Here is a 21,296-nt window from a genome sequence, read left to right on the forward strand (position 1 = left end):
TAGGTAATAAAACCACATTCATTAACATATTGTGCTGATTTACGCTCATGAAGCTAATTTTTAATAGTAATTTTGAGTGCTAAGGTTCAAAATCACTGATTATAAATGCTCATTTTTATCTTTCACACAAGGAACAGTAATGAACGTATTAGTTACCGGTGGTGCTGGCTATATCGGCTCACATACAGTGTTATCTCTGCTAGAAAACAATTGTAATGTCGTTGTTTTTGATAACCTGTTTAATTCAAATATTGAGTCAATTAGGCGAGTAGAGGCATTAACTGGGAAATCGGTAATTTTTATAGAAGGTGACATTCGTGACAAACAGGCTTTAACCGCAGTTTTTGAGCAATTTGATATTCAAACCGTGATCCATTTTGCAGCCCTTAAAGCGGTCGGTGAATCAGCGCAAATTCCACTTGAGTACTATCAAAATAATGTTCACGGCTCTGTGTGTTTATTGGAAGCCATGGCCGAACATAATGTTCATAACTTTATCTTTAGCTCATCTGCGACCGTTTATGGCGAAGAAAATGATGTGCCTTATGTTGAGACCATGAAGTTAGGTACACCTTCAAGCCCTTATGGGGCAACTAAAGTAATGGTCGAACGGGTGATGGCAGATTTTGCGGCATCAAACAGCAATTTTAGAGGAGTTTCATTGCGTTACTTTAATCCAATTGGAGCCCATGAAAGCGGCCAAATTGGTGAGTCGCCTAAAGGTATTCCTAACAATCTACTGCCTTATGTTGCTCAAGTTATGGTGGGCAAACGTGACAAGCTGAGTATTTTTGGCGCTGATTATCCAACAAAAGATGGTACCTGTGAACGTGACTATCTGCATGTAATGGATTTGGCTGAAGGGCATGTTGCAGCAATGAACTGGTTAGACAATAATACCAGCTTTACTGGTGTTGAGGCATTTAACTTAGGTACAGGTAATGGCGTATCGGTATTTGATATTGTTTCAGCGTTTGAAAAGGCGGTTGAAAAACCTATCCCTTATGAAGTTAGTCCAAGACGCGCAGGGGATTTAGCTGCATTTTGGGCCAATGCCCAAAAAGCTAATCAACAATTGAATTGGCAAGCAAAGCGCAGTTTAGATCAAATGATGGTTGATACCTGGCGCTGGCAATCAGCTAATCCTAATGGTTATGATAAAGAGTAACCTTTGCATTTGTTTTTGAAATAGAATTTATTAGCTCTATTTAGGTAGTTTACATATTCAACAGGGTAGGCGTTAAGTCTGTTCTAAAGAACGTTTCAAACAAATGTGTCACCCTTAAAAAGACTCACCATTATGTCACTCTATATTACAATTAGAGTGACATTTTTATTTCTGTGTAGTGGCAAAGGAAAAGTTGATTTGTAGGATCTTTTTAAAGGGTATTTTTCAATAATCCCTGCATCTAGATGGGTGCATGTTCAGTACGTCTTGAAGAATTAAAAGATTATTTTAAATTATCATGAAACTTACTTGTTAGTTTTTCTTTAGCACAGGATTCGGTGGTGGTCACTTCTCTGTTCAGAAATAAAAGCTGTGAAGAATTATCCTGGCACAAAGTGGGCACAAGTTTATTTATAGTGTTTTAGTTAGAGGTTTTGTATCAAACAAACTAGCCAATATAGATATTAACTTGATTTCATTATTTGAATTTAGAAGATAAAATTAGAAAGTGGTGACACAACAATATTTAAACAAGGCACAAACTAGGTATGTTATGGTATTTAACTTGGGGATATAAAACAAGAATTTAGAATAGAAATTGGTACAACCGAGTGGATTCGAACCACCGACCCCTACCATGTCAAGGTAGTGCTCTAACCAACTGAGCTACGGTTGTATTGTGTTTAGCAATCTCAAAAAAAATGGTACAACTGAGTGGATTCGAACCACCGACCCCCACCATGTCAAGGTGGTGCTCTAACCAGCTGAGCTACAGTTGTATCGTTCAACGTTGATAAAAGACTTCATCGTTGGGACGAGCGATATATTACGGGATACGCGTTTTGATGCAAGCAAAAAAATCAAAAATATGAACGAGTGGCGATTTGCTGTGCAAATTGAGTCATATAGCAGCGTAGGCGTGTTTTTTTTAAACATTATCAGCATGCTCATCTCGTTCAAATTTTATAACGACTAGTTAAAATTAACTTCTATCTTCTAATACTGCTTTGAAATTAGCATTCTTTTGAATATAAATAAGTCGTAATGCAAATAACACTGCAGCACTGGTTAAGCCCGCGATTAAGCCTATCCAAAAGCCATGTGCGCCCATCGCAGGTACAATGATATCTGTACGCGCAAGTATATAGCCAAGTGTCATGCCAATGGCCCAGTAAGACACTAAAGTAATATAAAAGGCACTCTTAGTGTCTTTATAACCGCGAAGAGCGCCAGCAGCCACAACTTGGATAGAATCAGATAATTGGTATAAAGCTGCAAGGAACATTAAGCTACCCGCTAGCGCAACGACTTCAGGGTTATTATTATAAAGGAGGGCTATTTCAGTTTTGAACGATACAGTAATGATTGCCGTTACCACTGCTAATGAGAATGCAATGATTAGCCCGATTTTTGTCACCAGTTTTGATATTTCTAATTTATCTTGCCCTAGGTAATAACCCACTCTAATCGAAACGGCAATACCGATTGATAATGGCAACATAAATACAATAGATGAGAAGTTTAGGGCAATTTGATGGCCTGCAACAACGTTAGCACCAAGGGGGGCGAGCAATAAAGCTATAACTGCAAATAGACTGACTTCAAAAAATAAAGCCATAGCAATAGGGGTGCCATGCTTGATCATTTCCCAAATGGTTTTCCAATTTGGCTTATTTAATGTCGAAAATGGCGCTATCTCAGCAAATTTCTTGTGAAGTTGCATGTATATCATCATGGCAAATAACATAGCCCAGAACACTAATGCAGTTGCAATACCACAACCAGCACCGCCCATCGCAGGGACCCCGAAATGACCATAGATAAAGATATAGTTGGCAGGGATATTAACCGCAAGACCGACAAAGCCAATAACCATCGTCGGTAATGTATAAGAGATGCCTTCAGAGCAGCCCCGTAGTATTTGGTACAAAATAAATGCAGGTACACCCCACATAAAACCATGTAAATAGCCTGCACTTAACTCGGCTAATTCAGGTTCTAAAGCCATCATGGTAAAAATAGTTTTAGCAAATGAGAGGAACAACAACACACCAACACTGCCAATTATGGCAATATAGAATGCTTGCGACATCAAGGGTTGGATTGCTTTTGGATTATTAGCGCCGTGATGATGGGCAAACACTGGTGTAAATGCCAACAGTAGCCCTTGCACAAACAATAAAGCAGGTAACCATAAGCTGGTACCAATCGCGACTGCAGCCATATCGACAGCGCTGACTCTACCGGCCATAACAGTATCGATAAATCCCATCATTGTTTGGGTAACTTGAGCAATTAATACTGGCATTGCCAGTTGGATTAATTTTTTGGCCTGAAAGCCTGTGTTATTCATTTAAAAACCTTCAACTAAAGAGCACAAATATGTTTACTGGTATCGTACAAGCGACGTGTGATGTTATTACAATTAAAGCACAGAGTGGTTTAAAAACATTTGAAGTTAATATTCCAGAAGAGCTACAGCATGGTTTAGAAACTGGTGCGAGTGTGGCAAATAACGGTGTTTGTTTAACGGTCACAAAGCTGGTGAATAATAGAGTTTATTTTGATGTAATGGAAGAGACCTTACAGCTAACAAACTTAAATTTTATTGAACCGGGTGACAAAATCAATATTGAACGTTCTTTGACCTTCGGAAAAGAGATAGGTGGCCACATTTTATCAGGTCATGTTCATACCATGGCAACAATTACCCACATAAGTCATACCGATGAGCATTACAATTTAACATTAACAGTACCGGCTAAATGGATGGATTATATCTTCTATAAAGGTTTTATTGGCGTCAATGGATGCAGTTTAACGGTAGGAGAGATTGATCAAGACCAGTTCAAGTTACATTTGATCCCAGAAACGCTCAAATTAACTAATTTGAGTGACTGCAAACTGGGTGACAAAATCAATATCGAAATCGATAGTCAAACTCAAGTTATAGTCGATACAGTAGAAAGAATTTTAGCTAAAAAATCATTGCTAAAATAGCCTACAAAGGCTTAGATTGATGACACATTCTAAGCCTATTAAAGCAGGTTTTTACATGTTCAACTGTTAATAGAACTGTTCATCATCAGAATCTATAAATAATTGAATGGTTCTATTTGAATCGTTTACTTGCAATCGCATATGGATTGGATTGCAGCAAACTCGACAATCATCATAATACTCTTGATCTCCACAACTAGTATCAATATGAACATGTTGATTATGGCCGCAATGTGGACAACTTATTACTCGGCTGACTAAATTCATAACTTCCCCCAGTATTTAACATTAAAGCATTTGCAAAACTAAAAAACCTTTAACCGTTTAGCAGCAAGCAGGATTGAGCTTGGAATTAAGTATAGTAAACATTAGTAAAACTCGCGTAATGCCAAAGTTGTCAGTTGAGGTAGCAGCTGCATTGGCTATTAAAAGTTAATCGAGTCATCCAAGAAGTGTAAAAAGCTGTTGTGATGGTGTTTTATTCAATTTTGCGACTGAGTTAGCTTGCTTGCAAAAGGCCTTTTCACATACAATGCGTATTCATGCCACTTATGACTCAGACTCCTGTAATGTCTGATGTTTGGTGGCATTTCTTTTATATATTAATTACCAAGTGGCCCTACGTGTGGGTCACCACTGGATAAGGAAATGAAATGCCTATTATTACTTTGCCTGATGGCAGCAAACGTGAGTTTGCCGATTCTGTTTCTACTTTAGATGTCGCTGCCGACATCGGTCCTGGTTTAGCTAAAGCGTGTATTGCTGGTCGTGTGAACGGTGAACTCGTTGATGCTTGTGATTTAATTACCACAGATTCAGAACTTTCAATCATTACGGCTAAAAATGAAGAGGGTGTTGAAATCCTTCGCCATTCTTGTGCGCACTTATTAGGTCATGCTATTAAGCAAATGTGGCCTGAAACTAAAATGGCAATCGGTCCAGTTATTGATAATGGCTTTTACTACGATATCGATTTAGATCACAAGCTTACTCAAGAAGATATCGATGCGTTAGAAAAACGTATGCAAGCATTAGCTAAAACAAATTATAGCGTTGTTAAGAAAGTGGTTTCTTGGCAAGAAGCCCGTGATACGTTCGAAGCTCGTGGTGAAGAATACAAAATTGCAATCTTAGATGAAAATATCAGCAAAGATGCAACCCCAGCGCTTTACCATCACGAAGAATATATTGATATGTGTCGTGGACCTCATGTACCTAACATGAAGTTCTGTCAAAACTTTAAGTTAATGAGTGTTGCTGGTGCATACTGGCGCGGTAACTCTGACAATAAAATGCTACAACGTGTTTACGGTACTGCTTGGGCAGACAAAAAAGCTCTTAAAGTACATTTAAACCGTCTTGAAGAAGCGGCTAAACGTGACCACCGTAAAATTGGTAAACAGTTAGACCTTTATCATATGCAAGAAGAAGCGCCAGGAATGGTGTTTTGGCACAATGATGGTTGGAGCTTATATTTAGAGCTTGAGAAGTTTATTCGTCAAAAACTAGGGCAATACACTTACCAAGAAGTTAAAGGTCCATTAATGATGGATCGTAACTTGTGGGAACGCTCTGGCCATTGGGACAAATACGCTGATGCGATGTTCACAACGAACAGTGAAAACCGTGAATATGCGATTAAGCCTATGAACTGTCCGGGACACGTACAGATCTTTAACCAAGGGTTGAAGTCTTACCGTGATTTGCCATTAAAAATGGCTGAGTTTGGTTGTTGTCATCGTAACGAACCATCAGGTTCTTTACATGGCCTAATGCGCGTTCGTGGCTTTACTCAAGATGACGCACACGTATTCTGTACCGATGACCAAGTTCAAGAACAAGTCAGTGAATGTATTCAAATGGTGTATGACACATACGGTACGTTTGGATTTGAAAATATCGTCGTTAAATTATCAACTCGTCCAGAAAAACGTATTGGTGATGACGATATGTGGGATCGTGCTGAAGAAGCATTAAAGAAAGCACTTAAGGCAAATGATATCGAATTTGATATTTTACCTGGTGAAGGTGCGTTCTATGGCCCAAAAATCGAATTTACTTTGCATGATTGCTTAGATCGTGCGTGGCAATGTGGTACAGTGCAACTTGATTATGCGTTACCTTCACGTTTAGGTGCTACCTATGTTGCTGAAGATAACACTCGTCAAACACCGGTTATGATTCACAGAGCTATTTTAGGCTCACTTGAGCGCTTCCTCGGTATTCTAATTGAAGAGTATGCAGGTAAATTCCCGACATGGCTTGCACCAGTGCAAGTAATTGTTATGAACATTACTGATAAACAGTCTGATTATGTAGATGAAATTGTTAAAACTTTCAAAGAAAGTGGCATTCGAGCATCTAAAGACTTGAGGAATGAGAAAATAGGCTTTAAAATACGTGAACATACGTTAAAGCGTGTACCTTATTTATTGGTCGTTGGTGATCAAGAGATAGAAAATAAGGAAGTTGCGGTACGAACACGTGACGGTATCGATTTAGGCAAGATTAAAATCAATGATTTTATTGCCAAGATACAAAAACAAATTTCGAGCCGTAGTCTAATTTTGTTGGAGGAATAGGTCATAAAGATCAAGAGAGCAGCAGGGCGACAGCCAGCCCCTAATCGTATTAACGAAGAAATCACTGGCGTACCAGAAGTTCGTCTATCGGATATCGAAGGCGAATCTGTTGGAATCGTAAGTATTTCACAGGCTCAAGAATTAGCTGATGAAGCAGGTGTAGACCTGGTTGAAATTAGTCCTAACGCTGAGCCTCCGGTCTGTCGCATTATGGACTACGGTAAGTTCCTTTTTGATAAAGCGAAAGCTCAAAAAGAACAAAAGAAGAAGCAGAAACAGGTCCAGCTGAAGGAAATTAAATTCCGTCCTGGCACTGATGAAAACGACTATCAGGTAAAACTACGCAACCTGATTCGTTTTCTAGAAGATGGGGACAAAGCGAAAATTACGCTGCGTTTCCGTGGTCGCGAAATGGCACACCAAAGCTTAGGTATGGATCTTTTGAACCGTATCAAAGCAGATTTGGAAACATATGCTGTTGTTGAATCTTTCCCGAAAATGGAAGGTCGACAAGCAGTTATGGTCCTAGCACCTAAAAAGAAATAGTAGGGCAACCAATTAAAAAGTAGCAAAGTCCTTTTTGAGGGTTTTGCTCGCCTTACGTTTTATTAATGTCCCAATGCGGAGTTTTAGCAATGCCTAAAATGAAAACAGATAAGGGTGTCCAAAAACGCTTCAGAAAAACCGCTAATGGTTTCAAGCGCAAACAGGCACACTTACGTCATATTTTGACAAAAAAGAGCACTAAGCGTAAACGTCACTTACGTGCTAAATGTTTAGTAGCTAAGTCTGATGTGCCAGCAATTGCACGTCAACTACCATACGCTTAATTAAAGGAGATATGAACAATGCCTAGAGTTAAGCGTGGTGTAACCGCTCGTGCTCGTCACAAGAAAGTACTTAAATTAGCCAAAGGTTATTACGGAGCTCGCTCTCGTACTTTCCGTGTTGCTGTTCAAGCAGTAACTAAAGCTGGTCAATATGCTTACCGTGACCGTCGTCAAAAGAAACGTCAATTCCGTCAACTTTGGATTGCACGTATCAATGCGGCATCTCGTCAAAATGGTCTTTCTTATAGCCGTTTCATTAACGGTCTTAAAAAAGCTTCGATCGAAATCGATCGTAAAATTTTGGCTGACATCGCTGTATTCGACAAAGTTGTTTTCACAATTTTAGTTGAAAAAGCAAAAGAAGCTTTAGCTAAGTAATTAGTTATTATTCTTTAAAAAAGGAACCTTAGGGTTCCTTTTTTTATATCTAAAATTTAGAATCTTGCCATTGTGTTTGACTTATTGGAAGTAGGTGTTATGAAAACCCAGTTAGCAACAGACAGATTATCAATTGCTATTATGACGCTTGATGATGCCGATTTACTTTACGATCTAGACCAAGATCCCGATGTGATGAAATATATAAACGGCGGAAAACCTACCTCAAAATCTGATATAGAACATATTTCTATACCACGTTTGGCAAGTTATTTAACGCCATCCAAAGGGTGGGGCTTTTGGAAGGTGTTTGAAAAGCGAGAACTAGATACTGTTGATAGTCGTGATAACTTTGTTGGTTGGATATTGATTAGGCCCATGGGCTTTTTCAGTGAGACCCCTGAATTTAATAATCTTGAAATTGGTTGGCGATTCAAACAATCAGCTTGGGGGAAAGGTTATGCGACAGAAAGCGCCAAAGCAGTGATTAAATTATTGGTAGAGGAACAACCAATTATTGAACGTTTTACAGCAATAGCGGATAAGGATAATTTAGGTTCAATTAAAATTATGAAGAAAATAGGAATGGAATTTATCTGTCAGCAGTTTCATTCAGATGTTAATGGCAAAACTGAAGTTGTAATATACAGTTTGAAAGTTAACCATTAAAAAAATGAGTAATGCGCAGTAATAGTGTTAAACAAAAACTGGTCAACTGTATGAACAACAGCCTTCACCTGTGTTATTCACATCGATAAAATACAAACAATAAAAAAGCCATCACAATAATGGATGGCTTGTCGCTACTAGCTCACTATGTGTAAACTAGTAGATTACAAAGTGACGATTCTACTTTTGTGCGTCTAAGTAACGCTCGGCATCTAACGCAGCCATACAACCTGATCCTGCTGAAGTAATAGCTTGACGATAATGTTGATCCATTACGTCACCACAAGCATAAATGCCTTCAACACTTGTCTGAGTTGCGTTACCTTGAAGGCCACTGTTGACGGTAATGTAACCGTAGTTCATATCAAGTTGACCGTCAAAAATACCGGTGTTTGGGCTATGACCAATCGCAATGAAAACGCCAGCAACCTCTAAATCTGAAATTGACTCATCTTTAGTGCTTTTCATTTTAAGACCGGTAACACCCATGTTGTCACCGACGACTTCATCAAGAGTTTGATCTAAGTGTAGGATGATATTGCCATTAGCAACTTTATCCATCAGACGGTTGATCAGGATCTTTTCTGATCGGAAAGAATCACGACGGTGGATTAAATGCACCTCAGAAGCAATATTACTTAAATAAAGCGCTTCTTCAACAGCAGTGTTACCACCACCAACTACAGCCACTTTTTGGTTACGATAAAAGAAACCATCACAGGTAGCACAGGCTGATACACCACGGCCCATAAATGCTTCTTCAGATGGAAGGCCTAAATATTTGGCAGATGCACCAGTTGCAATGATTAATGCGTCACAAGTAAACTCACCATTGTCTCCTTTTAATCGGTAAGGGCGCTGGCTAAAATCAACTTCATTAATATGATCAAAGATAATTTCAGTATCAAACTTTTCAGCATGTTCTTGCATTCTTGCCATTAATGCTGGACCGGTTAAGCCATTAGCATCGCCTGGCCAGTTTTCAACTTCAGTAGTCGTAGTCAGTTGACCACCTTGTTGCATCCCAGTGATCATGACAGGCTTCAAATTTGCACGTGCTGCGTAAACTGCAGCAGTATAACCAGCAGGGCCAGAACCTAAAATTAACAGGTTAATATGACGAGCTTGACTCATTTTTTTATTTCTCCATTACATGCTTTAAGCAATTTGCATGGATTGTAGGGAATTTACAGGGTGGGGTAAAGTAGCGATTGCTCCAAGATATAGATTGAGGCAATCGATACCGTACACAAAAGACACCAAGGACTTATCGCATTAGACTTTTACATGCTAATAACTAATATGACAACTTGGTAAGCCATTCTTTTCTAGATAGTTTTGGTGGTATTCTTCCGCCGGATGAAAGGTTTGAACCGGTACAATTTCAGTTACAATTTGTCGTAATCCCCATTTACCACTTTGAATTAGCAACAATTTAGATTGCTCTGCTAATAATTTTTGTTCTTGGCTGTGGAAAAAAATAGTGCTTCGATATTGGCTGCCAATATCACCACCTTGCATATTTAGAGTGGTTGGATTGTGGTTTTGCCAAAAAACGGTCAACAACTCTTCATAGCTAACAATATGTTCGTCAAACTCAACCTGTACCACTTCTGCATGGCCCGTTACGCCCGCTTTCACTTGCTCGTAGGTCTGAAATATGTCATTTCCCCCCATATAACCGCATTGTGCTGCAACTACACCATTTATTTGTTTAAAAAAATATTCAACGCCCCAAAAACAGCCTGCACCAAAAGTTGCTATAGTCATACGATACCCGTAAAGAAGTCTAGATGGCTAAAAGTATATTTATTCTAATAAATAATGCAAGCAAAGATTTACACTCTGTTAAATGTTACTTAACGTTAGCTTCCCCTAAATGTGATAGAATCCGACTACCGTTTGAAACCATTCAATATTTAAAGCCGCATCAAGGAGTCAGCGTGTTTCAACAATTAATGGATGACAAAGATTTTTTAGCATTTACGTTAACTAACATTAATAACAAGGTGCCAGAACAGCGCTTTGAATTGTCAAATAAAACAACAGTTACGATTTTAGATAACGGGATTATTTGTTTTAATCCAGCTCAAGGGTCGACTAAAGACATTGTTTTATCTTGTGCCATACATGGTAACGAAACAGCACCTATTGAAATCTGTAACGAACTCATAAATAATTTATTAAAAGAAACAATCGTTACAAAACAAAGAGTCCTGTTTATAATTGGCAATCCAGATTCCATACTCAGCCAAACACGCTTTGTAGAAGAGAATATGAATCGTTTGTTCAGTGGGGCACATTCTTCCGGTTTAGGTTTATCAAATAAAGAAAGAGTTAGAGCAAAAAAATTAGAGGAATATGTAGCTAATTTTTATCTTCAAAATAATAGCTCACAACGAATACATTACGACTTACACACCGCGATAAAGCCGTCTAAACATGAGAAATTTGCGATTTATCCTTACAGGCCTGGACGTAGCTTTAGTGCTGATCAAATTATGTTTTTAGCGGGTTGTGATGTTGACACCATTTTATTCCATCATGAACCTACCACTACTTTTAGCTATTATTCATCAGAACAATTCAAAGCCGATGCATTTACAGTCGAACTGGGTAAAGTGATGCCTTTTGGCGAGAATGATATGTTAAAATTTGCCAATACTAAAAAGATGCTTTTGCAGTTGATAACTCAACAACAAGTTGAACTAGCTCCTTTTGATAAAGACAAACTTCACTTATATAAAGTGTCTCGTTCCATTAACAAGCAGTTTGATGATTTCAAATTCACCTTTGATAAGACAACGGTAAATTTTTCTGGGTTCAAGCAAAATCATGTATTAGCAACGGAAGGTGACACTGAGATTAAGGTCATTTATCCATACGAAGCTATCGTTTTTCCTAATGAAAATGTACCTGTGGGCCAACGTACAGTATTATGTTTAGTGCCAGCACCTAATGAAGACATTCAATAAGTTGTAAAGCTAAATATACATTATATATGACAGGATATTCACTAAGTGGAATGAACATTAGTTGATAGTAAGTTTACGTTAACGTAATGTTCGTTCGCATATAATAAATTACGCTTTATTTTTAAGGCTACAAATAACAAGAGCACAATATGAGCAACGCAACACTGACTAATGAAACAGTGCATCGTGTCAGCTTCTTAGACAAAGCTTCATTGCACATTCCTATTTTAAAAATTCTACAAGCTGATGGCACAACTTACGAAAATGCCGTCATGCCCGTTATTGATAAAGCCTTGGCTGAACGTATACATGATACTTGTGTTTTTACCCGAGTATTAGATGAACGTATGTTAAGTGCTCAAAGGCAAGGTCGTATTAGTTTTTATATGACTTGTACTGGCGAAGAAGCCTCTATCATTGGCAGTACTGCTGCACTTGATGACGGTGATGTCATATTGGCGCAATACCGAGAGCATGCATCACTTAGATATCGTGGTTTTACCACTGAACAATTTATGAATCAAATGTTCAGTAATGAAAAAGATTTAGGTAAAGGCAGACAGATGCCAATTCATTACGGTAGTAAAGAATTAAATTACCAGACAATTTCATCACCACTAGCGACTCAAATACCACAAGCTACCGGTGTTGCACATGCTTTTAAATTACAAGGCAAACGTAACGTTGCTATTTGTTATTTTGGCGAAGGTGCAGCATCAGAAGGTGACTTTCACGCAGGCCTAAATATGGCTGCAGTTTTAAAGTCACCAACGATCTTTTTCTGTCGTAACAATGGTTACGCGATTTCAACGCCAACTGAAGAGCAATTTGCAGGTAATGGCATTGCCAGTCGTGGTGTTGGTTATGGTATGCACACTATTCGTGTTGATGGTAACGATATGCTTGCGGTACTCGCAGCAACTCAACAAGCTCGAGCTCATGCGTTAGAACATAATGCGCCAGTACTCATCGAAGCGATGACGTACCGTTTAGGTGCACATTCATCTTCAGATGACCCATCGGGTTATCGTTCAAAAGAAGAAGAAGCTAAGTGGGAGCAACATGATCCTGTTAAGCGCTTTAAACTTTGGATGATCAATAAAGATTGGTTAAACGAAAAAGATGATGCTGCAGCTTATGAACAATACCGAGAAGAAGTACTTAATGCCGTTAAAGTGGCAGAAAAAGTGGCTTTACCGCATATCGACTTGTTAATCACAGATGTATTAGATAAACCAACACCTGCTTTAGAGAAACAATTAGCTGATTTAAAACAACATATTAAAAAATATCCTAAGTCGTATCCTAAAAGTGCAGGGAGAATTTAATCGTGGCTGAAATGAACATGTTACACGCCATTAATGATGCGTTATCAATTGCGATGACCGCGGATGAAAGAATGGTGGTATTTGGTGAAGATGTTGGACACTTTGGTGGTGTTTTTCGAGCGACATCTGGACTACAAGAAAAATTCGGCCGTGATCGTTGTTTCAATACACCGTTAACCGAGCAGGGTATTGCTGGCTTTGCTAATGGCTTAGCCTCAAATGGCATGACTGCTGTGGCAGAGATCCAATTCGCTGATTATATCTTCCCTGCATTTGACCAAATCGTTAATGAATCAGCAAAATTCAGATATCGCAGTGGTAATCAATTTGATGTTGGCGGACTGACTTTTAGAACCCCTTATGGTGGCGGTATTGCAGGCGGCCATTATCACTCGCAATCTCCAGAAGCGTACTTTACCCAAACGCCTGGTTTAAAAGTTGTCATTCCACGTAACCCAGAGCAAGCAAAAGGGCTGTTACTTGCTTCTATACGTGACCCTAATCCAATTATTTTCTTTGAGCCTAAGCGTCTTTATCGTGCTTCAGTTGGCGAAGTGCCCGCTGGCGATTATGAAATCGAGCTAGGTAAAGCAGAAGTGGTTAAATCAGGAACTGATATCACATTACTAGGTTGGGGCGCGCAAATGGAGATCCTTGAAAAAGCAGCGCTTATGGCTGAAAAAGAGGGTATTTCATCTGAAATTATCGATTTGCGCACTCTGGCACCATGGGACATAGAAACCGTTGCTGCTTCAGTTAAGAAAACGGGTCGGTTATTAATAAACCATGAAGCGCCGTTAACAGGTGGCTTTGCTGGTGAAATTGCAGCAACAATTCAGCAGGAATGTTTCTTAAGTCTTGAATCACCCATTAGCCGAGTATGTGGTTTAGATACACCATACCCGCTTATTCTTGAAAAAGAATACATGCCAGATGAGCTTAAAACATTCGAAGCCATTAAAGCATCAGTTAATTTCTAGGAGCAAGATATGATTAAAGATTTTATTTTGCCGGATATTGGTGAAGGTGTTGTTGAATGTGAGCTTGTCGATTGGATGGTTAAAGAAGGCGACTTAGTCGTTGAAGATCAACCCATCGCTGATGTCATGACCGATAAAGCTTTAGTGCAAATTCCTGCACCACATGGTGGCGTAATTACTAAGCTGTATTATGCCAAAGGCGATATTGCTAAAGTACATGCACCACTTTATGCCGTAGATATGGATGCAACTGCTGCCGAACCTTTTGTCATTTCGACAGCGGCGGAAGTAAAAAATGATTCAAGCCATACACCTAGCAATGCCTCGATTCAAAATACGCCACAAGCCCCTGTTACAGGTAAAGCGATTGAAGAGTTTTTATTGCCAGATATTGGTGAAGGTATTGTAGAGTGTGAACTGGTTGAGTGGTTAGTCGAAGAAGGCGATAGCGTGGTTGAAGATCAACCTATTGCTGATGTGATGACAGACAAAGCTTTGGTTCAAATTCCAGCAATAAAAAATGGCACTATTGTTAAACTTCATTATCGAAAAGGCCAGCTTGCAAAAGTACATGAACCTTTATTTGCCATCGAAGTTGAATCTACCTCAGTAGCAAATACCCTTGTAGATGATGCTCCAGCAACCCAAGTGGCTTTAGATGTTTCACCTGAGCCTGTTATACAAGGCAAAGCATTAGCCAGTCCTGCAGTGCGACGTTTAGCCCGCAGCTTAGATATCAATATTGCTGATGTGAAAGGAACAGGCAAAAGTGGCCGTGTCTATAAAGAAGATATTGAAAGCCACTTAACTGCAGCGACGCCTAAATCTACGACAGTTTCTACTCCTGTGGTCAATAACCAAGCCCCAGCAGTTACGCCAGCGACGACCGTGTCAAGCGCTACTGATAAAGTCGAACCTATCAAAGGTGTTAAAGCGGTTATGGCGAAAATGATGGTGGAGTCTGTTTCGACCATTCCGCATTTTACCTATTGTGAAGAGTTTGACTTAACAGATCTAGTTGCCTTGCGCGCCGAAATGAAGCAACGCTACTCTACTGATGAAGTTAAGCTAACAATGATGCCATTTTTCATGAAAGCAATGTCGTTAGCCATCAATGAATTCCCTGTGCTGAATAGCCAGGTCAATTCCGAGTGTACTGAGCTGACGTATAAAGCTTCTCATAACATAGGTATGGCTGTTGATTCAAAAGTTGGTTTGTTAGTACCTAATGTAAAAGACGTGCAAAACAAATCTATTCTAGAAGTTGCTGCTGAAATTACTCGTTTAACCACTGCTGCTCGTAGTGGCCGCGTTTCACCTGCAGATCTTAAAGGTGGCACGATTTCTATTTCTAATATTGGTGCACTCGGTGGCACAGTGGCAACGCCAATCATCAATAAACCTGAAGTAGCCATTGTAGCGTTAGGTAAACTGCAAACTCTACCGCGCTTTAATGAAAACGGTGAAGTTGAAGCGCGTAAAATAATGCAAGTTAGTTGGTCTGGCGATCATCGCATAATTGATGGTGGCACCATTGCCCGTTTTTGTAATTTATGGAAGCTCTATCTGGAACAACCTCAAGAGATGTTATTAGCCATGCGCTAATTCCTTCACCTTCAAAATAGGTTACCCAGTTACACGAAAGGACGCGAAAGCGTCCTTTAATTTTATGGGCCGATTTTGTATAATACTCAAACGTTGTAACTTCTCGGAATCAAAATGATCACTTCGGCACCGAATATCGCTTCAATCGAATATCCTTTTCCCGCAAAACCCGCTGTATTAAATGAAGCCGAAAAGGCTGATTATAAACAAAAAATTAAACAGCTTTTAAAAGAACAAAATGCGGTTCTTGTTGCACATTACTATACTGATCCTGAAATTCAAGCCTTAGCAGAAGAGACAGGTGGATGCGTATCTGATTCTTTAGAAATGGCACGCTTTGGTCGTGATCATCCTGCTAAAACGTTAATTGTTGCTGGCGTTAAATTTATGGGCGAAACGGCTAAAATTCTTAGCCCTGAAAAAACCATTCTAATGCCTACTTTAGATGCCACCTGTTCACTTGATATTGGTTGTCCTATTGAGCAGTTTTCGGCATTTTGCGATGCTCATCCAGATCATACCGTTGTGGTCTACGCTAACACCTCTGCCGCTGTTAAAGCGCGTGCAGATTGGGTTGTTACATCAAGTATCGCCCTTGAAATCGTTGAACACTTAGATAGTGAAGGCAAGAAAATCATCTGGGGCCCAGATAGACATTTAGGCAGTTATATCGCTAAAGAAACTGGCGCCGATATGCTGATGTGGCAAGGTGATTGTATTGTTCATGACGAATTTAAAGCAAAAGCCTTACGTGAATTAAAAATACAATATCCAGATGCTGCTGTGCTAGTTCACCCAGAATCACCAGCAAATGTGGTAGCGTTAGCTGATGCTGTAGGTTCAACTAGTCAGTTAATTAAAGCTGCACAAACTATGGACAATCAGCAATTCATTGTAGCAACCGATCGCGGCATTTTTTATAAAATGCAACAAGCTGCACCAGGTAAGACACTTATTGAAGCGCCAACAGGCGGTAATGGCGCCACTTGTAAAAGCTGTGCCCATTGTCCTTGGATGGCTATGAATGGTCTTCAAGCGATTGAAGCATCGCTCAGTAGTGTCGATAAAACAACCCATGAAGTGTTTGTTGATGACGCTTTACGTGATGATGCGTTAGTGCCACTTAATAGAATGCTAAATTTTGCTCAAACCCTTAATATGAAAGTAAAAGGCAACGCCTAATTAAGTTTGTAAGATTTAGCTTAGTATTACTAAGCTAAATGACAGACAATAAAAAGCCCTGCAATTGCAGGGCTTTTTCATATTAGTCAAATGACTGCTATGAATTATTTAGCTGTCATTAATGCAACAGTATTATCTAACATGCGGTTACTGAAACCCCATTCGTTATCATACCAAGCCATTACTTTGACAAGTCGACCATTAACACGTGTTTGAGTCGCGTCAAAGTTAGAAGAAAATGCATTATGGTTGAAGTCGATAGAGACTAAAGGTTCAACATTAATAGCAAGCGCTTCATTCAATGGTGAAGTTTTTGCTGCATCTGCCACTATCTGGTTAATTTCTTCAACTGTGGTGTCACGAGACGCTTGGAAAGTGAGATCTACAAGAGATACGTTGACTGTCGGTACACGTACAGCTAAACCGTCAAACTTACCTTGAAGCTCAGGAACCACTAAACCTACAGCAGCAGCTGCCCCAGTTTGAGTTGGGATCATAGACATTGCTGCTGCACGAGCACGACGTAAATCAGTGTGGTAAACATCTGATAAGCGTTGATCATTGGTGTAAGCATGAATAGTAGTCATTAAACCTGATTCAATACCAACAGAGTCATTCAACGGTTTCGCAAAAGGCGCTAAACAGTTGGTTGTACATGAAGCATTTGAAATCACAGTCATGTCAGCAGTTAGTACGTCATTGTTTACGCCATAAACAACTGTAGCGTCAACATTTTTACCTGGTGCTGAAATAATAACTTTCTTCGCGCCCGCTGTTAAATGTGGCTGTACCGCTTCTTTAGAAGTGAAAATACCAGTACATTCATACACAACATCAACATTCAACTCTGCCCAAGGCAATTTAGAAGGGTCACGTTCTTGGAAAGTTAGGATTTTATCGCCATTAACGTAGATGGCTTCATCATCATGATCAACTTTAGCATTAAAACGACCATGAACTGAATCATACTTGGTAAGGTGAGCATTAATTGAAGCATCACCTAAATCGTTGAGTGCAACGATTTCAATTGGGTAATCCTTTTCGCTTTCATAAAGCGCACGTAAAACATTTCTACCGATACGGCCATAGCCGTTAATTGCTACACGGATAGTCATTGCATATCCCTCAAGTGATTATAAAATCTGTTTCGTAAATCATGTGGTAGTAAAATTACCAAATTAACGATTTTCGTCAAGTAAAAAAGCCGAAAAATGGCAATTTAAGCGTCAAATGTCTGTATTTTATTTACAGAATTCAATATATCACACACTTTTTGTGTTTTTTTGTAAGTCGTCAACAAATAAGTGAAAAATATAATGTGTTCATTGTAGTTAATAACGCGCTAGTTTTTTAATCAATTCGCGTTTTAAATTGGCTGATATCGAATTGACCTAAGGAAAGTTGATTAACTAACATTTGCGCATCGAGGTCTAATTGGGCTGCCAAGGTTTTATTATTGCCAATTAAGGCTAAAAGCCTCTGCTCAGAAGCCACATAATCACTCATCAACAAATTGACTTTGGTAAACAAGTATTCATTTTGTGAATTTTGTTCACGTCGATAAATGCTCGCTAAACCTAAAAGCCAGTCTGGATCCAAAGTTTCTGCGTTTGAGTTAGCTAAAAGTGATAAATACAGTGCTTTTGATTGGCTGGTATTTATTTTTAAATAATAACTGGCAATGTGGGACAACATGAAAACTTCATTAACTTCACCAGATTGTTCTGCGGCGATGACAGCATCTCGTGAATCACCATCATTAAAAGTGGTCCAGCGGTAGTAAGCCAAATAAAGATCTGGGTTATCTTGAGTAGATTCTCTTAATTGGGCTAAGTTTTGGGTACTAATAGCATAAGCACGTTCTCGATCTTCAGTACGGTGAGTATTAATAACATGTTTAACCCCGGCAGCAAGTTCTATGCATTTACTATAAGACTCAAGCTTGATGAGTTGCTCATAGAGTAACTTTCCTGAAGGGGTTTCTATCTGCTTTAATTGGTAACGACTGCGAATTAAGTCGCCTTTTTCTACTAAACACCAACTATCTTGGTGTAAATCGGCACAAAGTTCAGGATTTTTTTTACATATGGCGGCACTATTTCGACCAACATCACAACCGAAAAGGCCGAATAATGCAGCGAATAAAGAAAATGATGTAATTATTACTAAACTTTTGTTCAAAACTGGCTCCGCATGGTGATTTTTTCTAATAAAATTACAGGTTTAGTAAAAATTTCTTACTGGTGAAATGCGTCAAATTTCATTACAATGACGGCGACTAATAAGGGATAACCCTACAATAATCTGATTATTGGTCTTTTCTTTCTGTTACTCAATTCTTTCTGCGACAAAGCCGAAATATGAGATAAAGGATCTTTTTAATGAGCGCTGATAAACACCTACAAAGTTGGCAAGAACGTTTCGAAATGGCTGAGGCTATGCAGCCTTTACTTGGGAAATTATACCGTAATCAAGGCGTTGAAGTCTTAATTTTTGGTAAACCACTTTTAAACGCATCAACAATAGAAATTATTAAAGCGCATCGCTTAGTTCGTCGTCACATTGGCGATAAGTTACGTTTACGCGAAAGTTTCCCATTTGTAGAAGCGTTAAGTAAGTTGTCAGTTAAGCATTGTAAAGTCGATATTGGCAAGCTTGCCATTAATTACTGGCGTGAACACTCTGATGCATCACAAATTCAATCTTATATGACTCACGCTTTAGAAGCGGGCATAAATTTTGGTGATGATGTTGCCGCTAAAGATGTCGTGCTATACGGTTTTGGTCGAATAGGGCGGTTATTAGCACGCCTGATGATCGAAAAAACCGGTCAAAGCAACAAATTATGTCTTCGTGCTATTGTACTTCGTGGTGGCAAGAAAGGCGATTTGGAAAAACGCGCCAGCTTATTACGTCGTGATTCGGTGCATGGTTCTTTCAATGGCTCAGTTGAAGTTGATGAAGAGAACAACGCATTAATCGCCAATGGTACTTATATTCAAATAATCTATGCTAATTCACCTGATGAAGTCGATTATACCCAATACGGTATAAATGATGCATTGGTTGTTGATAATACCGGTATTTGGAAAGATGAAGCTGGCCTTGGTTTGCACCTTAAGAGTAAAGGTGCCAGTAAGGTTCTGTTAACGGCACCAGCTAAAGGCGCCATTAAAAATGTTGTTTATGGTGTCAATGAAAATGACATTTTACCAGAAGACATCATTGTTTCTGCTGCTAGTTGTACTACTAATGCTATTACACCGGTTCTAAAAGCGGTTAATGATAAGTACGGTATTGAAAATGGCCATGTAGAAACTATTCACTCTTATACGAACGATCAAAACTTGATTGATAACTATCACAGTGCTGATCGCCGTGGCCGTAGTGCGCCATTAAACATGGTTATTACTGAAACTGGTGCTGCTAAAGCCGTATCTAAAGCGTTACCTGTGCTAGAAGGTAAGCTAACGGGCAATGCGATACGTGTACCTACACCTAATGTGTCAATGGCTATCATTAGTGTTAATTTAAACGCTGAAACAAACCGTGACGAATTAAATGAATACCTCAAAGATGTGGCATTAACTTCAGAGCTGCGTAATCAAATTGATTTTACTGAATCTACTGAGATTGTTTCTAGTGATTTAGTGGGCTCGCGTTATGCAGGCGTTGTTGACTCTCAAGCAACAATTGCAGAAGGTAAACGTGCAATTTTGTATGTTTGGTATGACAATGAATTTGGTTATAGCTGTCAGGTAGTGGGCGTTATGCAAAAAATGCTGGGTATTACGACTTTGTCTTTACCGAGCGCATAAACAGAACCTAATTAATGCCTAAGCGCAATTCACCTATTAAAAGCACTTCTTTGAAGTGCTTTTTTATTAGCAAACCATTATCACATTGCAGTTTTTGAATATTCTCAGCTGAAATAGCCCAGTCTTTTCAAATTAAGATTTTTCATACTGAATAGCTTTTAACCAAGTTCAGTTAATATTTATTCGATGCGTTTATTTATGCGACAAACGCACTAAAAACAACGAAAAAACTATAAAACTTCATTGACAGAATTGCTTAAAACAGTAAAAATGCATCCCGAAGTCAACGACAACACATTGTTATTGATTCTGTAAAGCGACATTAGCTCAGTTGGTAGAGCGATACCTTGCCAAGGTATAGGTCATCGGTTCGAACCCGATATGTCGCTCCAATTCATTAAATGAATTGCGGCGCGATGGCAGAATGGCTATGCTGCGGATTGCAAATCCGTCGACCTCGGTTCGACTCCGGGTCGCGCCTCCACAATTTTGTTTAGTTGTTAAATTAACAATTAAATGACACTTTTGCCCGAGTGGTGGAATCGGTAGACACAAGGGATTTAAAATCCCTCGCTTAATAGGCGTGCCAGTTCAAGTCTGGCCTCGGGTACCATTATTCTTTGTCTTTGCTTAGCAATGATGAGAACTTACATACGTAAGTATGGTGCAAAAAAGCCTCAACATTAGTTGGGGCTTTTTTGTATCTGAAATTTGTTTAAATAAAACTTATTACTCATAATCCCTCGTCGTTTTTAAATAGACGTGCCAGTTCAAGTCTGGC

Annotated in this window: 19 protein-coding genes and 5 tRNA genes; 16 read left to right on the plus strand and 8 right to left on the minus strand. The window is 39.1% G+C overall.

The features are described from left to right. The first annotated feature begins 139 nt into the window (after positions 1-139). The gene (gene galE / locus BCU91_RS06475) at positions 140-1,168 is read left to right on the plus strand and encodes a UDP-glucose 4-epimerase GalE (protein WP_102531141.1); all 1,029 of its coding nucleotides are present in this window, start codon (positions 140-142) and stop codon (positions 1,166-1,168) included. A 599-nt stretch (positions 1,169-1,767) separates the two neighbouring features. Here galE and BCU91_RS06480 read toward each other — a convergent pair. The 3 genes from BCU91_RS06480 to BCU91_RS06490 form a co-directional block, all read right to left on the minus strand. Next, positions 1,768-1,844: transfer RNA gene (locus tag BCU91_RS06480), tRNA-Val, on the minus strand. Positions 1,845-1,870: 26 nt separating this feature from the next. Then, positions 1,871-1,947 (minus strand) — tRNA-Val (locus tag BCU91_RS06485). 203 nt (positions 1,948-2,150) lie between these two features. After that, positions 2,151-3,521, minus strand: coding sequence for an MATE family efflux transporter (locus tag BCU91_RS06490; protein WP_102531142.1), 1,371 nt, complete (start codon positions 3,519-3,521; stop codon positions 2,151-2,153). Between the two features lie 29 nt (positions 3,522-3,550). Here BCU91_RS06490 and BCU91_RS06495 point away from each other — a divergent pair, with 29 nt between their 5' ends. Next, a complete protein-coding gene (locus BCU91_RS06495; RefSeq protein ID WP_102476776.1) occupies positions 3,551-4,168 on the plus strand; it encodes a riboflavin synthase subunit alpha in 618 nt (205 codons plus the stop codon). A 66-nt stretch (positions 4,169-4,234) separates the two neighbouring features. Here the strand turns inward: BCU91_RS06495 and BCU91_RS06500 are convergent, their stop codons facing one another. Beyond that, complete coding sequence (locus tag BCU91_RS06500; protein ID WP_102435425.1) at positions 4,235-4,435, minus strand: CPXCG motif-containing cysteine-rich protein; 201 nt, start codon at positions 4,433-4,435, stop codon at positions 4,235-4,237. 386 nt (positions 4,436-4,821) lie between these two features. Between BCU91_RS06500 and thrS the strand changes: the two genes are divergently transcribed. The 5 genes from thrS (at position 4,822) to BCU91_RS06525 (ending at position 8,627) form a co-directional block, all read left to right on the plus strand. Then, complete coding sequence (gene thrS / locus BCU91_RS06505; protein WP_102435423.1) at positions 4,822-6,750, plus strand: threonine--tRNA ligase; 1,929 nt, start codon at positions 4,822-4,824, stop codon at positions 6,748-6,750. Between the two features lie 3 nt (positions 6,751-6,753). Further along, on the plus strand, positions 6,754-7,296 hold the full coding sequence (infC, locus tag BCU91_RS06510; RefSeq protein ID WP_076540890.1) for a translation initiation factor IF-3: 543 nt from the start codon (positions 6,754-6,756) through the stop codon (positions 7,294-7,296). Positions 7,297-7,385: 89 nt separating this feature from the next. Beyond that, positions 7,386-7,580: a 50S ribosomal protein L35 gene (rpmI, locus tag BCU91_RS06515; RefSeq protein ID WP_055023949.1), complete on the plus strand. Its 195-nt coding sequence runs from the start codon at positions 7,386-7,388 to the stop codon at positions 7,578-7,580. Between the two features lie 18 nt (positions 7,581-7,598). Further along, positions 7,599-7,958 (plus strand): 50S ribosomal protein L20, encoded by a 360-nt coding sequence (gene rplT, locus BCU91_RS06520; protein ID WP_076540889.1) that lies wholly within the window; start codon positions 7,599-7,601, stop codon positions 7,956-7,958. Between the two features lie 99 nt (positions 7,959-8,057). After that, on the plus strand, positions 8,058-8,627 hold the full coding sequence (locus BCU91_RS06525; RefSeq protein ID WP_102531143.1) for a GNAT family N-acetyltransferase: 570 nt from the start codon (positions 8,058-8,060) through the stop codon (positions 8,625-8,627). A gap of 180 nt (positions 8,628-8,807) precedes the next feature. Here BCU91_RS06525 and trxB read toward each other — a convergent pair whose 3' ends face one another. Then, a complete protein-coding gene (trxB, locus tag BCU91_RS06530; protein WP_102435419.1) occupies positions 8,808-9,761 on the minus strand; it encodes a thioredoxin-disulfide reductase in 954 nt (317 codons plus the stop codon). Between the two features lie 156 nt (positions 9,762-9,917). Then, positions 9,918-10,397 carry a peptide-methionine (S)-S-oxide reductase MsrA gene (msrA, locus tag BCU91_RS06535; protein ID WP_102531144.1) on the minus strand — a complete coding sequence of 160 codons (480 nt, stop codon included), beginning with the start codon at positions 10,395-10,397 and terminating at the stop codon, positions 9,918-9,920. A gap of 173 nt (positions 10,398-10,570) precedes the next feature. On the opposite strand from msrA, the gene astE reads away from it, so the two are divergent. From astE to nadA, 5 genes are all read left to right on the plus strand, one after another. Then, on the plus strand, positions 10,571-11,602 hold the full coding sequence (astE, locus tag BCU91_RS06540) for a succinylglutamate desuccinylase (RefSeq protein ID WP_102476866.1): 1,032 nt from the start codon (positions 10,571-10,573) through the stop codon (positions 11,600-11,602). 149 nt (positions 11,603-11,751) lie between these two features. Continuing rightward, positions 11,752-12,930 (plus strand): thiamine pyrophosphate-dependent dehydrogenase E1 component subunit alpha, encoded by a 1,179-nt coding sequence (locus BCU91_RS06545; protein WP_102435415.1) that lies wholly within the window; start codon positions 11,752-11,754, stop codon positions 12,928-12,930. Positions 12,931-12,932: 2 nt separating this feature from the next. Further along, a complete protein-coding gene (locus BCU91_RS06550) occupies positions 12,933-13,910 on the plus strand; it encodes a transketolase C-terminal domain-containing protein (protein WP_102435413.1) in 978 nt (325 codons plus the stop codon). Between the two features lie 9 nt (positions 13,911-13,919). Further along, complete coding sequence (locus BCU91_RS06555; RefSeq protein WP_102435411.1) at positions 13,920-15,515, plus strand: dihydrolipoyllysine-residue acetyltransferase; 1,596 nt, start codon at positions 13,920-13,922, stop codon at positions 15,513-15,515. Positions 15,516-15,629: 114 nt separating this feature from the next. Further along, positions 15,630-16,697, plus strand: coding sequence for a quinolinate synthase NadA (nadA, locus tag BCU91_RS06560; RefSeq protein ID WP_102435409.1), 1,068 nt, complete (start codon positions 15,630-15,632; stop codon positions 16,695-16,697). Between the two features lie 104 nt (positions 16,698-16,801). Here the strand turns inward: nadA and gap are convergent, their stop codons facing one another. Continuing rightward, complete coding sequence (gene gap / locus BCU91_RS06565; protein WP_102435407.1) at positions 16,802-17,812, minus strand: type I glyceraldehyde-3-phosphate dehydrogenase; 1,011 nt, start codon at positions 17,810-17,812, stop codon at positions 16,802-16,804. A 235-nt stretch (positions 17,813-18,047) separates the two neighbouring features. After that, positions 18,048-18,878 (minus strand): DUF2989 domain-containing protein, encoded by an 831-nt coding sequence (locus BCU91_RS06570; protein ID WP_102476781.1) that lies wholly within the window; start codon positions 18,876-18,878, stop codon positions 18,048-18,050. A gap of 200 nt (positions 18,879-19,078) precedes the next feature. On the opposite strand from BCU91_RS06570, the gene BCU91_RS06575 reads away from it, so the two are divergent. From BCU91_RS06575 to BCU91_RS06590, 4 genes are all read left to right on the plus strand, one after another. Continuing rightward, complete coding sequence (locus BCU91_RS06575; RefSeq protein ID WP_102531145.1) at positions 19,079-20,515, plus strand: glyceraldehyde-3-phosphate dehydrogenase; 1,437 nt, start codon at positions 19,079-19,081, stop codon at positions 20,513-20,515. A gap of 316 nt (positions 20,516-20,831) precedes the next feature. Next, positions 20,832-20,907, plus strand: a tRNA-Gly gene (locus BCU91_RS06580). A gap of 18 nt (positions 20,908-20,925) precedes the next feature. Then, positions 20,926-20,999, plus strand: a tRNA-Cys gene (locus BCU91_RS06585). A gap of 43 nt (positions 21,000-21,042) precedes the next feature. Next, positions 21,043-21,128: transfer RNA gene (locus BCU91_RS06590), tRNA-Leu, on the plus strand. The last annotated feature ends 168 nt before the right edge of the window (positions 21,129-21,296 follow it).

The organism is Shewanella sp. 10N.286.52.B9, assembly GCF_002873635.1.
Lineage (GTDB): Bacteria > Pseudomonadota > Gammaproteobacteria > Enterobacterales > Shewanellaceae > Shewanella.

What these genes read in the sequence shown, in the direction of transcription:
- galE (WP_102531141.1), top strand. Translation starts at nt 140, where the DNA reads ATGAACGTATTAGTTACCGGTGGTGCTGGCTATATCGGCTCACATACA.
- BCU91_RS06490 (WP_102531142.1), bottom strand. Translation starts at nt 3,521, where the DNA reads ATGAATAACACAGGCTTTCAGGCCAAAAAATTAATCCAACTGGCAATG.
- BCU91_RS06495 (WP_102476776.1), top strand. Translation starts at nt 3,551, where the DNA reads ATGTTTACTGGTATCGTACAAGCGACGTGTGATGTTATTACAATTAAA.
- BCU91_RS06500 (WP_102435425.1), bottom strand. Translation starts at nt 4,435, where the DNA reads ATGAATTTAGTCAGCCGAGTAATAAGTTGTCCACATTGCGGCCATAAT.
- thrS (WP_102435423.1), top strand. Translation starts at nt 4,822, where the DNA reads ATGCCTATTATTACTTTGCCTGATGGCAGCAAACGTGAGTTTGCCGAT.
- rpmI (WP_055023949.1), top strand. Translation starts at nt 7,386, where the DNA reads ATGCCTAAAATGAAAACAGATAAGGGTGTCCAAAAACGCTTCAGAAAA.
- rplT (WP_076540889.1), top strand. Translation starts at nt 7,599, where the DNA reads ATGCCTAGAGTTAAGCGTGGTGTAACCGCTCGTGCTCGTCACAAGAAA.
- BCU91_RS06525 (WP_102531143.1), top strand. Translation starts at nt 8,058, where the DNA reads ATGAAAACCCAGTTAGCAACAGACAGATTATCAATTGCTATTATGACG.
- trxB (WP_102435419.1), bottom strand. Translation starts at nt 9,761, where the DNA reads ATGAGTCAAGCTCGTCATATTAACCTGTTAATTTTAGGTTCTGGCCCT.
- msrA (WP_102531144.1), bottom strand. Translation starts at nt 10,397, where the DNA reads ATGACTATAGCAACTTTTGGTGCAGGCTGTTTTTGGGGCGTTGAATAT.
- BCU91_RS06545 (WP_102435415.1), top strand. Translation starts at nt 11,752, where the DNA reads ATGAGCAACGCAACACTGACTAATGAAACAGTGCATCGTGTCAGCTTC.
- BCU91_RS06555 (WP_102435411.1), top strand. Translation starts at nt 13,920, where the DNA reads ATGATTAAAGATTTTATTTTGCCGGATATTGGTGAAGGTGTTGTTGAA.
- nadA (WP_102435409.1), top strand. Translation starts at nt 15,630, where the DNA reads ATGATCACTTCGGCACCGAATATCGCTTCAATCGAATATCCTTTTCCC.
- gap (WP_102435407.1), bottom strand. Translation starts at nt 17,812, where the DNA reads ATGACTATCCGTGTAGCAATTAACGGCTATGGCCGTATCGGTAGAAAT.
- BCU91_RS06575 (WP_102531145.1), top strand. Translation starts at nt 19,079, where the DNA reads ATGAGCGCTGATAAACACCTACAAAGTTGGCAAGAACGTTTCGAAATG.